The following is a 14,885-nucleotide window of genomic DNA, read 5'->3' as shown; positions in this document are numbered from 1 at the left end:
TTTGTATCCAAACATATCCTTTTCCCGTATAACAATTAGTTAGTAAATAGCGGAGAAGATTCATGTCGGCAAAGGAAAGAAGCCTACCTACCCATCGCATCTCAAGATTCAGCAAGTTCGCTTCACTTGCTACCCGTGTCGCAGGCAATGTGATTGCAGAAGGCACGAAACAGATAGCCAAAGGCAACAAACCAAAAGCGAAAGACCTCTTGCTGACGCCACAGAACATCGCGCGCTTAACTGACCAACTTGCTCACCTGCGTGGCGCTGCAATGAAGCTTGGTCAAATGCTATCAATGGATGCTGGTGATGTTTTAGAACCTGAACTTGCCGATATTCTTTCCCGTCTTCGTTCCGACGCAGACCCAATGCCTGCAAAACAACTCAACGCAGTAATGGAAAGTTCGCTAGGAACGAATTGGAAAGCTGAGTTTCTGTCATTTAACTTCAAACCAATCGCCAGTGCATCAATAGGACAAGTGCACCAAGCCTACAGCGATGCGGGCGATAACCTAGCCGTCAAAGTGCAATATCCGGGCATACGGAAAAGTATCGATAGCGACGTCGACAATGTCGGTACACTGCTCAAGGTCGTTGGGTTGATTCCCGAGTCTGTCGACTACAAAGGATTGCTCGAAGAAGCGAAAAAGCAGCTACATGACGAGGCCGATTACGCACGAGAGGCACAATTTGCCATTCGTTATCATGACGCTTTGAAGGAGCACCCTCATTTTGTGGTGCCCAAGATTCATACTGAAAGTTGCTCAGACTCCGTTCTCGCGATGGAATTCATTGATGGCAGTCCGATTGAGCAAATCGAACATTATGATCAGAGTACGCGAGATTTTGTCATGCACAGCCTACTCGAATTACTGTTTCGAGAGCTGTTCGAATTTAAGATGGTACAAACCGACCCAAATTTCGCCAACTACTTATATATCGAAAACACTCGTCAAATCGGCTTGCTAGATTTCGGGGCCACTCGCGAGTACAGCGAGCGGTTCAGCACTGGTTATCGCCAAGCTTTCGCATCTGTCGTTAACAATGACGAACAAGGCTTGAATGATGCGCTTGAACAAATAGGCTTCTTCAGCCAAACCATCCTTCCAGACCAACGCCAAGCGATTCTCGATCTAGTGAAAATGGCATGTGAACCTATGTTGGTCGATGAGCCCTATGATTTCAAAGCCAGCGGCTTAGCACAAAAGCTTCGCGAGGCTGGCACCATTCTAAGCATGGAGCAAGAATACTGGCATACTCCACCAGCAGATGCCCTATTTTTACACAGAAAAATCGGCGGAATGTACTTGCTGGCAGCCCGTATTGGCGCAAAAGTGAACATTCGCCAATTGGTACAGCCATATCTCACCATCAACAGCAAATAGCCTATTGTTTTTCTGTTACTTTCAAGTACCTTGAGCAAGGTTAAGATGCATAGTTGTGCATCTCAATAACATGCCATACTTCCATAAAACGAATTAACTATCGGGGTACTCGGTGAGCAAGTTTCAAGATCTCTCCACTCTAATCCAGCAAATTGGCCAAGCCGAAGAAGCGGATCAAGTCGCAACGCTCAATGAATCTATTGAAGCGGGCCTCGAGCCCGGCGCGGTTGCCCTGATTCTAGAAGCATTTCCAATCGACGATCGTGTTCGCTTATGGCGAGCTTTACCACTAGAGCTACATATCGACGTGTTAACGGAAATGCGTGCGGACGTACGTTTCTCTATCATCAATGCGTTATCTGAAGTCGAGCTAAAGCTCACTCTCGCTAAACTCGACAACTTGTCGCTCATCGAATGGGCCGATTCGTTGCCAGAGTCGATCATCAACGAAGCGCTCTCGTTGATAGAAAAAGATGAATTGGAACTTTACGATCAAGCAAACGAGTATGCTGATGAAGAACTCGGCCACTGGGCTGAACGTAAGATCATCACCCTGCCCTTCAACATTACGATTGGGACAGCTAAGCAGTTAATGGAGCGCTATAGCTACGACACGCCTCAACAGGTGTATCTGATTAATCGTAATAAACAGTATCGTGGAACGGTCAACTACTTCGATATCTTACGTGGTGACCCCGATACTCGCTTAAAAACACTCGTTATTGAGGCTGTGACGGTTCTAGACAGTAAAATGATGCTTCCTGAAGCGGTAGAGGCATTAGAACACAGCACACTGCCCGCTCTCCCTGTAACTGATGCAGACCAAACACTGATCGGTGAAGTCGATTGGCAGTTTGCATTGAGTACACAGCGTGAAATCTACGAAGCACGTTTGATGGCCGGTACAGGTATGGATGAAGGCGATGACTTGTTTGCGCCAGTATTAAAAAGCTCGCAAAAGCGCGGTGTTTGGTTAGGCATCAATTTGCTTACTGCGATTTTGGCGTCTGTCACTATCGGACTATTTGAAGATGTAATTGCGCAGGTGGTGGCTTTGGCGGTGCTCATGCCAATTGTTGCATCCATGGGGGGCATTGCTGGCAGCCAAACGCTCACTCTAATGATTCGTGCGATGGCGCTTAATCAGATCACCCCAGGTAACCGTTTCAAGCTATTGAAAAATGAGTTGGGTATTGGCTCTCTGAACGGCATTGCTTGGGCGTTAATCATCGGCGGGCTCGCTGGATTGTGGTTTCAATCTCCGGTTCTAGGGGGAACCATCGCGCTCGCCATTATCGTCAATATTATTACCGCAGCTTTATTTGGTGTGCTGATTCCCATTATTCTGGATAAGTTTAAATTGGACCCCGCTTTGGCTGGCTCGGTGATTCTAACAACAGTGACAGATGTAGTTGGTTTTTTCGCCTTTTTAGGAACGGCGAGTTTAGTCATGCTTTAAAAGGTTCATTGTTTATTAATCAATCATTAGCATAATAGAGTCAAATTGCATAACGCAGTTGCAAATTGCAAACACACTCAAACTTTAAGCAACGCATGTCACAGAAACTACGTATTTTAGGGCATATTAAAGTTGGCACAGTAACTGCATTATATAAATCGACCCTTCTTAAGCCGAGGGTCACCTAGCCAACTGACGTTGTTAGTGAACTTGATTTTGTTCACATGTATATAAGCCAATCGCACTCTTTGCGGTTGGCTATTTTTTTATGTGGCTATTGCTCTCTTATCCTCTGACCGAGCTCGTTTGTACTTTTTTTGCCCACAACAGATTATTTACTGCTTATAAAATTCAAATATTAGCCCACTAAACCATTAGAAATGCCAGCTTCAACAAAAATAAATCACCTACATAAAATAAAACCTAGAAAACATACCCAAGAAAAGAACAAATAACGTCCAAACCAAAAACCTCATCATGAAAACGTTTTCTTTTCATAGAAATCGACTGAGCAATTCAGAGTTATAGATAAATTTAATCCATAAAAGCAAATAGAAATTCAAAACATTAATTTCACATAGAAAACCTGTCTATAAATCATAGAAAATACGTAAAAACAAACTTTCCACTTTTAGAATTTAAAAACCAAACCATTGTTATTAAAAGAAAAAATACACATAAAAACCAAGCAAACGTTTAAATTTCAATTTTATCATTGACTATTAAATTTACATCACGATAATACGCGCCGTTTGCCTGAAAATCAGGTGCTATAATTTAATATTTCAATGTGCGGAGGCAATAATGGCTGGAGACAATAACTACAGTCTTGGACCAGTTCCCAACACGGCCAGAAAAGGCGTGGCGTCACTAACCATGGTGATGTTAGGACTCACTTTTTTCTCCGCAAGTATGTGGACAGGGGGTTCTCTCGGTACTGGGCTCTCCTTTAATGATTTTTTCCTCGCTGTTCTCATCGGTAACCTAATCCTCGGTATTTACACTTCTTTCCTCGGTTACATCGGCGCTTCTACTGGTCTCTCTACCCACCTTCTTGCTCGTTTCTCTTTTGGTTCTAAAGGCTCTTGGCTTCCTTCCGCTCTTCTTGGCGGTACTCAAGTTGGGTGGTTTGGAGTTGGTGTCGCGATGTTTGCGATTCCGGTGCATAAAGCAACGGGCATCGATACCAACACGTTGATCCTTGTATCCGGTTTGCTCATGACCGCGACCGTTTACTTTGGAATCTCAGCACTGATGGTGCTGTCAGCAATCGCCGTTCCTGCCATTGCACTACTTGGCGGCTACTCTGTCATCGAGGCAGTAAAGAGCGTTGGCGGTATTGGCGAACTACAACAAGTTCAACCAACCGAGACACTCGATTTTTCAATAGCTCTCGCGATGGTTGTCGGCTCTTTTGTTAGTGCAGGTACATTAACGGCGGATTTCGTACGCTTTGGTAGAAAGCCGCGCAGCGCCGTGATGATCACCATGGTGGCATTTTTCATCGGTAACTCGTTAATGTTTATCTTTGGCGCGGCAGGTGCGTCGGTGACGGGTCAATCAGACATCTCTGAAGTGATGATTGCACAAGGTTTATTGATTCCTGCCATTATCGTACTTGGGTTAAATATTTGGACGACCAACGACAACGCGCTCTACGCATCGGGTCTTGGATTTTCTAACATCACGGGCTTACCAAGTAAATACATCTCAATGGCGAACGGTCTTGTTGGCACACTTTGCGCTCTCTGGCTCTACAATAACTTTGTTGGCTGGCTGACCTTCTTATCGTTGGCAATTCCACCGATTGGCGGTGTGATCATCGCTGACTTCTTCACGAACCGTAAACGCTACGCAAACTTTGAAGCCACCCAGTTCCAAAGCGTAAACTGGGCTGGCATTATCGCTGTAGCGATTGGCGTTGGTGCAGGACACTTCCTTCCTGGCGTAGTGCCGATTAACGCTGTACTTGGCGGTGCAATTAGCTTCCTGATTCTTAATCCTATTCTCAACAAAAAAGCACTGGCAACACAGCCAGCGTAAGGAACCATCATGACAACACTACTGATCAAAAACGTAACGCTAAAAGGACAAGAAGGTCTGCAGCAAATTTTGATTGAAGATGGTCAATTCAAGCGCATTGAAAGCAACGATGTGGAGCTTAGTCATAACGGTGACCTCATCGATGCTGAAGGCGGTATGGCGGTTGCGCCTTTCTGCGAGCCACACATTCACTTAGATACAACTCAAACCGCAGGTGAGCCAAGCTGGAACATCTCTGGCACATTGTTTGAGGGTATTGAACGTTGGGCTGAGCGCAAAGAAATGCTGTCGATTGAAGACGTGAAAGCGCGCGCAAAACAAACCTTAAAATGGCAGATAGCAAACGGCGTACAACACGTTCGTACCCACGTCGATGTTTCAGACCCTACCCTAATTGCCCTAAAAGCGATGGTAGAAGTGCGTGAAGAGATGAAAGAATGGGTAGATATCCAAATCGTCGCCTTCCCGCAGGAAGGAATTCTCTCTTACCCAAATGGCAAAGAGCTGCTAGAAGAAGCCGTCAAATTAGGTGCGGACGTGATTGGCGCGATTCCACACTTTGAATTCACACGCGAATATGGCATTGAATCGCTGCACTACGTATTCGAGTTAGCGCAAAAATACGACCGCCTGATCGACGTGCATTGTGATGAAATCGATGACGAACAATCTCGCTTCGTTGAAACACTGGCAGCATTAGCGCACAAGTTTGATATGGGGAATAAAGTCACGGCCAGTCACACCACAGCGATGGGTTCCTACAACGGTGCATACGCATCTCGCCTGTTCCGTTTATTACGCATGTCCGGTATCAACTTCGTGGCAAATCCATTGGTGAACATTCACTTACAAGGCCGTTTTGATGATTACCCAAAACGTCGCGGCGTAACACGAGTGAAAGAGATGCTGAATGCCAACATCAACGTCTGCTTTGGACACGATGATGTATTTGACCCTTGGTACCCACTAGGCACTGCAAACATGCTGCAAGTGCTGCATATGGGTCTGCACGTGTGCCAGGTGATGGGTTACGACCAAATCAACAACTCACTGGATCTGATCAGCACCAATTCAGCACGTACACTGAACATTCAAGATAAGCACGGCATTGAAGAAGGCAAACCTGGTAGTTTACTGATTCTTCCCGCAGAAAATGGTTTTGACGCAGTACGTCGCCAAGTGCCGGTTCGTTACTCTGTTCGTCACGGTAAAGTGATTGCAGAAACACAGCCTGCGACAACTCATATTCATCTTGAACAAGCAGAGCAAGTAACGTTCAAATGCTAAAAAGATCGGCGAAACGAAAAAGGCCTGATGACATCGTCAGGCCTTTTTTCTACTGGTAAACATCACTGCTCGCTCTGTCTATTCTTGTCTCATAAACCACTGAACACATTGAAAGGCCATATAAAACGGCTCAGTACCAAACGTTGCACAAGGTTCTGGTGGCTGAATCTCAATTACACCATCGCACTTGGAAATTATTCTAAGCGTTGGGCATACTTCTGACTTCATTTTAGTTGTAGATATGAACCATGACGTCATTAAGCCAGATAGAACCGCAATTTTTGGAATTTATGCAGCAAGAGATGCAAGTAGATGCAGCTCATGATCTTAAACACGTAAAACGCGTGGTCAAAACAGCGAAACAGCTCTGCAAAGAAGAAAATGCAGACATCGCGATTGTATTACCGGCTGCCTATTTGCATGATTGCTTTACTTACCCGAAAGATCACCCAAATCGCAAAGAGAGCTCAATCATCGCAGCCAAAAAAGCGGTCGCATTTTTAGAGAGTATCGATTATCCGCAGCAATATCATGATGCCATTGCTCATGCGATAGAGGCACACAGCTTTAGCGCAAACATCAGGCCAAATACGTTGGAAGCTAAAATCGTCCAAGATGCCGACCGTCTGGACGCTTTAGGCGCAATTGGCGTGACGCGATGCATTCAAGTCAGCACTCAATTTAACGCGCAACTTTACAACGACAGCGATATATTTGCCGAAGAACGTGAACTTAACGATAAACAATTCACTCTGGATCACTTTCAGACCAAGTTATTCAAAATCGCTGAAACTATGAACACAGAGTCAGCAAGACGCGAAGCGCAAAAACGCAAAACCTTTATGCAAACGTACCTAGAGCAGTTACACGACGAGGTAACAGCGTAAATGTCAGAAAGCTATACGTTAATTAAAGAGCTTAAACGCCAACTAAAGTTAGCTGGGCTGCATTATGCCGATGTTGCACAACACCTTGATTTAAGTGAAGGAAGCGTCAAACGTTTACTCGCTGAAGGTCAACACATTAGTCTTGAACGCTTAGAACGCATTTGCCAATTGATTGGTTTAGAAATGGCGGAACTGTTTAAGCTTGCGGCTGCGCACAATAAAGGTCTAGAGTCGCTAACGTTAGAGCAAGAAAAGCAGTTGGTTGATGATAAAGCCCTGCTACTCGTGGCAATCTGTGTTGTAAATGGCTATCAGTTTGAGCAAATCGTTCAGCAATACACCTTCAATGAATTTGAACTGGTGCAAAAGCTTGCTCATTTGGATCGTCTGAACATCATCGACTTGCAGCCAAATAACAAAATTCGTTTGCGTATATCTCCGACATTTAAGTGGCAGATGGGCGGCCCTATTCAACGGTTCTTCCAACAGCAAGTTCAAGACGCCTTTTTCCAAAGCTACTTTTCTGGTGAAGATGAAAAGTTCTCCATGGCGACAGGATTGATGAGTGTACCAACCAACAAGAAGCTACAACTGAAACTGCAAAAGGTCATCGATGAGTTTTATCAGGCTTGCCAAAGTGATAGCTCTCTCGATATGGACGAAAAACACGGCACCTCTCTGATTATTGCGATGCGTCGCTGGACGTTCCCTTTATTTGAACCATGGGAAAGAAAACTCACCAATAAGTCTCGCAATTAGTAACTCAATAAACAAATGGAAATAAAAGTAACGAATTTCGTTACTTTTGGTGGCATACAACGTCACTTGAAAGAGAAAGCTGGTTTAATCGTTCATTGAGCATAAAGTGCTCCCATCTCATTCGACTTTGTTTAATCGGAGCCAGCATGTTTTTCTCAAAACGCTTTTTTCCTTACTTTGTGACGCAATGCCTTGGCGCACTCAATGACAACATCTACAAAAACGTTCTGTTATTGATGGTGACATACAGCCAAATTGATAACCTACCAATATCCGTCAATCTATTCGTTAATTTGGCGGCAGGCTTATTCATCCTACCTTTCTTTCTATTCTCAGCGCATGCTGGTGCCGTCGCTGACAGCATGGACAAAGCCAAATTAATCCGACGTCTAAAGCTCATCGAACTAGCTATCATGTCTTGCGCAGCAACCGCTATTGCCACCCAAAGTGCCATGCTGATGCTGGTTCTGCTGTTTATGACAGGCACTCAATCGGCCTATTTTGGTCCCGTGAAATACGCCTTGCTACCACAAGCGCTCAAACCAAATGAGCTTGTTAAAGGAAATGCTTGGGTTGAAATGGGCACGTTCCTTTCGATTCTTATAGGTACGCTTAGCGCAGGCCTGCTGCTAGCCATTCCTAATGGTACCTTGATTGCTTCTTGTACCGTGATTGCCTTGTCTTTGCTCGGGTTTATGAGCAGTGTGAACATTCCAACGATGCCTAGCCAATCGAATGACAAAGCGAAATTTGAACCGATTTCTGGTTTAAAGAACACGTTAAAAGTGGCAAAAAAACAGAGAGGCATCTGGATGTCTATTCTTGCCATCAGTTGGTTCTGGTTCATGGGTGCGACTTACCTAACTCAATTCCCTAACTTCGCACGCGAACATTTGTTCGCAGATAGCACTGTCGTTTCTTTGCTGTTGGCATTGTTTTCCATTGGTATCGCTACAGGCTCTTGGTTGTGTGAAAAACTTTCTTTCAACCACGTTGAGCTTGGTATTTTGCCATTCGGTATCCTTGGACTGACAGTGTTTGGCGTCGACTTGCTATGGGCAGTCCCGAGTTATCCATCGCTTCCGGTGCACTTTTATGATGTGCAAAGCTTCGTTGCTGAATCCAAACATCTGCGCGTCATGATTGACCTGTTCCTTGTTGGTGTAAGCGGCGGTGTCTTTATTGTTCCTCTTTATGCGTTCATCCAATCGCGTTCAAACAAAGGGGAATGTGCACGTGCCATTGCTGCTAACAACATCATGAATGCGTTGTTTATGGTGGTGTCTGCTTTGGTTTCGATCGTTGTACTCAGCGTACTAGAGCTTTCTATTGTGGAACTGTTTGCCATGATGGCAATAGGTAACTTCTTCGTGGCGATCTATGTCTATCGCCAAGTACCGGAATTTACACAACGCTTTATCAGTTATTTACTCAGCCATTGTATGTATCGTGTGTCCGTAAAGGGGCGCCAACATATTCCTGAACAAGGCGCTGCGTTAATCGTGGCTAACCATGTTAGCTATGTCGATGCATTGATTTTGATGGGAACCTCTACTCGCCCGGTTCGTTTTGTGATGGACAAGTCCATCAGCGAGCTACCTGTTCTTAAATATGTATTCCGTCATGCCGGTGTTATCCCGATCTGTTCTCCACGTAAGTGTGCCGACACTTACCGACGAGCATTTGAGCAGATTGAACAAGCACTTAACGACGGTGAGGTTGTCTGTATCTTCCCTGAGGGTCGTTTAACGTCTAACGGTCAATTGGGTGAGTTTCGCCCTGGTGTAGAAAAAATCCTTGAACGTAACCCTGTTCCTGTCATCCCTATGGCGTTAAAAGGGCTTTGGGGTTCTTTTTTCAGCCACAAAGGCGGACATGCTCTCACAAAACGACCGACTCGTTTTTGGTCAAAAGTGGATGTTGTTATCGGTGAAGTGTTAAGTCCTGCGTCTTTAAATCGTCATCAATTGCAACAACAAGTACAGGATTTACTGGGCTGAGTCGCTTGCTACAGCAGTCAAACTTTGCAGCAAAACGTAAATATGCACCACAAAGCACAAGTAGTTTCTTGTCAATTAGAGTAGGATATCTACGACGTCATAAATCTAGGAGGTATTATGAAAATCATCATCTTACATGGTCTTTATATGCATGGGCTGGTCATGCAGCCTCTTAGCCAAAAGCTGAGAAAACTCGGATACGAAACACAAGTACTCAGCTATAACACTGTTGCTATCGATGAGTCTTCACTGTTTGATTCTATTGATCACTCGCTTAATCCACTGACCACAAACGTGCTCGTGGGACACAGCTTGGGAGGCTTGATGATTAAGCGCTATCTCGCCAACAGAAAACCGAGCACTAACTTAATCTCTCATGTTGTCGCTATCGGTTCGCCTCTTAAAGGCGCGTCCATAGTAGGTCGGATTCAAGATCTCGGATTGGGTGCAATTTTAGGCAATTCGCCACACCACGGATTAAACAAACATGATGACGCTTGGGATTTCCCTCAAAAACTCGGCAGTATCGCAGGAACGATGCCGATTGGCGCTCGCCCATTGTTGATCCGTAATGACAACACCATGTCGGACGGTACCGTTACCGTAGAAGAGACAAGACTGGACGGTATGCAAGATCATATCGAAGTGAAGCAAACGCATACGAGCCTGATTTACAACACCTTCGTGCCGCAGCAAATTGATTACTTTATTCGCACAGATTATTTCCGTCGATAGCACACTTTTCCATCATACAGATGGAATCGACTTTCCAAGCTATTCAGTTCGCAGTACTATCCTAGCTCCACTTCTTCACAACTTGGATGAAGTGGTACATTTTTAATTGTTCTCAGGGCGGGGCGAAATTCCCCACCGGCGGTATACTTTTTCAAGTGAGCCCGCGAGCGCTCGATTCGTCGAGGTCAGCAGATCTGGTGAGATGCCAGAGCCGACGGTTATAGTCCGGATGAAAGAGAATAAGAATACACCAGCATAGCGAGTCAGATCGTTAAGAATGCTGGTGCACTTCTTTTTGATCGTATTTTACGGCGATCTCTCATACCGCCCTGATTCTGGTGAAATTTAGGAGTTAACCATGAATCAGTCATCACTACTTGCCGAATTCGGCGACCCAATTACTCGCGTTGAAAACGCACTTATCGCTTTAAAAGAAGGCCGTGGCGTACTGCTTCTTGATGATGAAGATCGCGAAAACGAAGGCGATATCATTTATTCAGTCGAGCACCTCACTAACGAGCAAATGGCATTGATGATCCGCGAATGTAGCGGCATCGTTTGTTTGTGCTTAACAGATGCTCAAGCAGACAAACTGGAACTGCCTCCAATGGTGGTAAACAACAACAGCGCAAACCAAACCGCATTTACGGTTTCTATTGAAGCGAAAGTTGGTGTAACAACGGGTGTTTCAGCAGCAGACCGCGTAACGACCATTAAAACGGCGGCAAACCCGCACGCAAAACCGGAAGATCTTGCTCGCCCGGGTCACGTATTCCCTCTGCGCGCACGTCCAGGTGGTGTAATGACTCGCCGTGGTCACACAGAAGGTACGATTGATCTGATGCAAATGGCAGGGCTTCAACCCGCTGGCGTACTGTGTGAAGTGACCAATCCAGATGGCACGATGGCAAAGGCACCGGAGATCGTAGCATTCGGTCGCCTGCACAACATGCCGGTACTGACGATTGAAGACATGGTAATGTACCTGAACCAGTTCGAGTTGAAACTGGCATAGTCAGATCTCAGCTCTTGAAAAAGCCGCGCATTTGTGCGGCTTTTTTGATCGATCCTCTTTGCACTTAAGTAGTTATACTTATTGAAAACAAGGGGAACAACACCATGAAAGGATTACTGAACTTCGCCGCTCTCGTTAGCTTTCTCTCCATGAATTCGCTTGCTCTTGCATCTGAGTGCCCTGATATTCTTCAAGGTAAGCAAAGGTTGTTAAACTCAACGGAAGAAGTCGATCTATGCGAAAGCTTTAAGGGAAAGACACTACTAATCGTCAATACAGCAAGCCAGTGCGGCTTCACTCCTCAGTTTGAACAGTTAGAAACCCTCTATCAAACTTACAAAGACCAAAACTTCACCGTTATCGGTTTCCCGAGCAATGACTTTCGACAAGATAGAGGAAGCGAAACAAACACAGCGAAAGTCTGTTATCTCGATTACGGGGTAACCTTTCCAATGATGGCTCGCTCTTCAGTATTAGGTGTAGATGCGAACCCAGTCTTCAACCAGATTACTAACCAAGCAGGCATAAAACCAAAATGGAACTTCTACAAGTTTCTAATTAGCTCTGAAGGTAAAGTTATTGCTACTTTTCCAAGCTCCACATCACCGACAAGTACTACGCTTACCAATATGATAGAGCAACAATTATAAGGTGACGACCATGACAACACGCTCAACCATGCTACAACTCGGTTACTTAGGCCTGGTTCCATTTGTGTTTAGTTTAGGGCTGATTTTCACTGACATCTCACTCTTCAATTTAAGTGGTCAGCAATTTTTCATCGCATATAGCGCCGTTATATTAAGTTTTTTATCCGGCATCCTTTGGGGTAATGGCATTGAGCATTACTACCATCGCCTTAGCCGAAATGTATTAATTCTCAGCAACCTTTTTGTCTTACTGGCTTGGGGCGCATTACTGCAGGGCCACAAACATTACGCAGTCGCAACCCTACTCTTAGCAATTGGGTATCTTGCTGTTTGGTATGCAGAAAAGCTCGTGAGGAAAGTCGAACAAGACGCCGAGCCCAAGGGATATCAAGGAATGAGGAGCAAACTGACCTTCGGCGTAATCGTAATGCACGGATTGGCTTTAGTTTCATAACCTGGTCTGTCCAGTACTAAGATCACAAAAAAACGTCTTTTTATAAAACAATGTTCATTTCGTGAATGCACACATATTTTGAACACTGTTTTGTTTCATTTATGAATCAATCCACATATAAGTAATTCAAAGCATTCACAAAGGATATGAATATGTTTTTTCGCAAACTTTTGTTTAGCACTGCGATGATCAATGCAACGACAGGTTGCGTGTCTTACCAGGCACAACAAGCCGCCGCTCAAACAGTAAATAATACAGGTGCTGTGCTTACCAATGTGATTAAAACTACGATTGCTCAGCCATGTAATGTTGCAATCACTGCTGCTAGCTTGTTTTATCCGCATGCCATATTTATGACTAGTGTTCCGACTCAAGCATGTACAAGCGTTCTTAGATAATACGAGTGTGATAAGCATAAAAAATGGCGACTCTACCGTCGCCATTTTTAAGCATCAATGCTATTTACAGTTACAGCGTCAATAAGTAATTAACTAATTGATTGTACTCGTCGTAAGTACGAATTTCGTTGGCCAAAACAATGTATTTATTGTTCACAACCACACCCGGAACCCCTCTTAACGTGCTGGCAGAGAATTGCTTATCAAAACCTTTCTGCATTGAGTTTACGGCGAAACTGTTGTAAGCCGCATCAAACTTCTTACCTTCTACGCCATTATCAACGAAGAGTTGTTTCAGCTCAGCTTCGTCTTTTGGCGCTTGTCGCTTTTGATGAATTTGGGCAAACATGGCAGGAATCATTGTATCTTCAACCCCGAGCGACACCATCGTCGCGTAGGACTTGGCCATCGGAATCGCCATATCTCCGCCCATGAACCCCACATGTACCTTTTCAAACTTTGCCTCTTTTGGCAGAGCAGGTTTTAAACGCTCAATAAGCGACTCAAACTTGTAGCAATGTGGGCAATAAAAAGAAAAGAATTCCGTCACAACAGGTTTCGATGCTTTCTTAACATCCAGAACTTTGTAGTGCTTCCCTTCTTCAAATTGCGCTGCATGAGCGGTAAAAGTCAGTAAAAGTGCACTACATAAGGCAAGTAGTTTTTTCATTGTTTATTTCCTTGTGGCATTCAAATGCCAAATCATTTCATTTGGTAAAAAGGGGGGAAACCCCAAGTAATTTGAGATGAGGAATTAAACAATCGGAGGACGATAAAGCTTGGTGATCACTGTCACTACTTTTTCGACTAGAGGCCTATCAATCAAGGCAAGGCTATAAGGAAGAAGCAGTAAGTCGTTTTGAGATAAGTTGGCGGGAATTTTGACCATGCAGGAAGAGCTACAACTCGTGTGAGATTGTTGTGCCTTATTGATGGCTGACTCATCGTGATGTGATTCTACGCAGTCGTCATTGACGCCAAGTTGTTTGTGCAGAGCAGCCTGTTGAACAATAAGATCGCGTACTTCAATTGTTTTCATCGGAGCGGAAGCCTGCGCCACAGGAGCGACACTACTCAAAAGCATAGCAACTAAGCAAACTATCGCAGTCAACAATGTACGGTTAAACTTCAACATAGCTACATCAAGGAAAATGGTGATTTAAGATAATACATGATAACGGTTTGACTTCAAGATACGGACTCTCGGCTCGCTAACAAACTCTGTTCTTTGACCATTTTAGGCTAGTGAATTTTCTCTCTAACGATCCCTCAGTACACGAAACCAGCACAACGAACTATTCACCGTTCGGATACTCCCCTCATCAGATACCAGCAACAATTCGATAAAACTTGAAATCATTATGAAACACGAGTAATAGTTAGAACAGTTTTTGTACGAACAAGGAAAGATCAATGCTTAAAAAAAGATTCTTTAAGACAAAAGATGAAGTCGAAGTCACGTTCGAGCTAGATAAAGATCAGTGGGACTCTGTCCAAATTGCTGGAGACTTCAACAACTGGCAGCCAGAACCGATGAAATTAGTGAAGAAAAGTCGTCAGTTTAAATTTAAAACCCGCTTACCTAAAGCGCAGAATGTTCAGTTCCGTTACTTGCTCGATGATGCGAAGTGGGAAAATGACCCACAAGCTGATGCTTACGTTCCAAATGTTTTTGGCAGCGACAACAGCGTCGTGTGTACCACCGAATAAGCGGTAATTTCGCTTTAAGATTCCATACCTAGGCGCAAACGTTGCGCCTTTTTACATCTCCCGAAATGTGATTGGTGATTAGATTTAAATCATTAATTGGCAA

Annotated in this window: 15 protein-coding genes and 1 riboswitch; of the genes, 13 read left to right on the top strand and 2 right to left on the bottom strand. The window is 44.4% G+C overall.

Features of this window, described 5'->3' with window-relative positions:
* Window positions 1-62 precede the first annotated feature (62 nt).
* The 12 genes from R7Q38_RS01420 (at window position 63) to R7Q38_RS01365 (ending at window position 13,072) form a co-directional block, all read left to right on the top strand.
* On the top strand, window positions 63-1,385 hold the full coding sequence (locus tag R7Q38_RS01420) for an ABC1 kinase family protein (protein WP_239938841.1): 1,323 nt from the start codon (window positions 63-65) through the stop codon (window positions 1,383-1,385).
* Window positions 1,386-1,497: 112 nt separating this feature from the next.
* Window positions 1,498-2,844: a magnesium transporter gene (locus tag R7Q38_RS01415; RefSeq protein ID WP_005373641.1), complete on the top strand. Its 1,347-nt coding sequence runs from the start codon at window positions 1,498-1,500 to the stop codon at window positions 2,842-2,844.
* Window positions 2,845-3,648: 804 nt separating this feature from the next.
* Window positions 3,649-4,887: a cytosine permease gene (gene codB, locus R7Q38_RS01410; RefSeq protein ID WP_213893531.1), complete on the top strand. Its 1,239-nt coding sequence runs from the start codon at window positions 3,649-3,651 to the stop codon at window positions 4,885-4,887.
* Window positions 4,888-4,896: 9 nt separating this feature from the next.
* Window positions 4,897-6,174 (top strand): cytosine deaminase, encoded by a 1,278-nt coding sequence (locus tag R7Q38_RS01405; RefSeq protein WP_213893532.1) that lies wholly within the window; start codon window positions 4,897-4,899, stop codon window positions 6,172-6,174.
* Between the two features lie 248 nt (window positions 6,175-6,422).
* Complete coding sequence (locus tag R7Q38_RS01400) at window positions 6,423-7,061, top strand: HD domain-containing protein (RefSeq protein ID WP_017819864.1); 639 nt, start codon at window positions 6,423-6,425, stop codon at window positions 7,059-7,061.
* On the top strand, window positions 7,062-7,820 hold the full coding sequence (locus R7Q38_RS01395; protein ID WP_239939188.1) for a helix-turn-helix domain-containing protein: 759 nt from the start codon (window positions 7,062-7,064) through the stop codon (window positions 7,818-7,820).
* A gap of 146 nt (window positions 7,821-7,966) precedes the next feature.
* The gene (locus R7Q38_RS01390) at window positions 7,967-9,820 is read left to right on the top strand and encodes an MFS transporter (RefSeq protein ID WP_005385582.1); all 1,854 of its coding nucleotides are present in this window, start codon (window positions 7,967-7,969) and stop codon (window positions 9,818-9,820) included.
* A 117-nt stretch (window positions 9,821-9,937) separates the two neighbouring features.
* Complete coding sequence (locus R7Q38_RS01385) at window positions 9,938-10,555, top strand: triacylglycerol lipase (RefSeq protein WP_225496432.1); 618 nt, start codon at window positions 9,938-9,940, stop codon at window positions 10,553-10,555.
* A gap of 104 nt (window positions 10,556-10,659) precedes the next feature.
* Window positions 10,660-10,800: riboswitch (FMN riboswitch) on the top strand.
* A gap of 113 nt (window positions 10,801-10,913) precedes the next feature.
* Window positions 10,914-11,570, top strand: a complete 657-nt coding sequence (gene ribB, locus R7Q38_RS01380; RefSeq protein ID WP_005373655.1) for a 3,4-dihydroxy-2-butanone-4-phosphate synthase — start codon at window positions 10,914-10,916, stop codon at window positions 11,568-11,570.
* A 104-nt stretch (window positions 11,571-11,674) separates the two neighbouring features.
* Window positions 11,675-12,220: a glutathione peroxidase gene (locus R7Q38_RS01375; protein ID WP_005373657.1), complete on the top strand. Its 546-nt coding sequence runs from the start codon at window positions 11,675-11,677 to the stop codon at window positions 12,218-12,220.
* Between the two features lie 10 nt (window positions 12,221-12,230).
* Window positions 12,231-12,674: a DUF3429 domain-containing protein gene (locus R7Q38_RS01370; protein ID WP_017819861.1), complete on the top strand. Its 444-nt coding sequence runs from the start codon at window positions 12,231-12,233 to the stop codon at window positions 12,672-12,674.
* A gap of 152 nt (window positions 12,675-12,826) precedes the next feature.
* Window positions 12,827-13,072, top strand: coding sequence for a hypothetical protein (locus tag R7Q38_RS01365; RefSeq protein WP_005373664.1), 246 nt, complete (start codon window positions 12,827-12,829; stop codon window positions 13,070-13,072).
* A 70-nt stretch (window positions 13,073-13,142) separates the two neighbouring features.
* Here the strand turns inward: R7Q38_RS01365 and R7Q38_RS01360 are convergent, their stop codons facing one another.
* The gene (locus tag R7Q38_RS01360) at window positions 13,143-13,742 is read right to left on the bottom strand and encodes a thiol:disulfide interchange protein DsbA/DsbL (protein WP_005373667.1); all 600 of its coding nucleotides are present in this window, start codon (window positions 13,740-13,742) and stop codon (window positions 13,143-13,145) included.
* Window positions 13,743-13,826: 84 nt separating this feature from the next.
* Window positions 13,827-14,207: a hypothetical protein gene (locus tag R7Q38_RS01355; RefSeq protein WP_005373669.1), complete on the bottom strand. Its 381-nt coding sequence runs from the start codon at window positions 14,205-14,207 to the stop codon at window positions 13,827-13,829.
* 278 nt (window positions 14,208-14,485) lie between these two features.
* Here R7Q38_RS01355 and R7Q38_RS01350 point away from each other — a divergent pair, with 278 nt between their 5' ends.
* Window positions 14,486-14,782, top strand: a complete 297-nt coding sequence (locus R7Q38_RS01350) for an isoamylase early set domain-containing protein (RefSeq protein ID WP_017635151.1) — start codon at window positions 14,486-14,488, stop codon at window positions 14,780-14,782.
* Window positions 14,783-14,885: the final 103 nt, after the last annotated feature.

It is taken from the genome of Vibrio sp. Vb0598, assembly GCF_033338935.1.
Classification (GTDB): domain Bacteria; phylum Pseudomonadota; class Gammaproteobacteria; order Enterobacterales; family Vibrionaceae; genus Vibrio; species Vibrio alginolyticus.
Note: the sequence above shows the minus strand (reverse complement) of the source record. Positions and strands in the feature narration are given on the sequence as shown.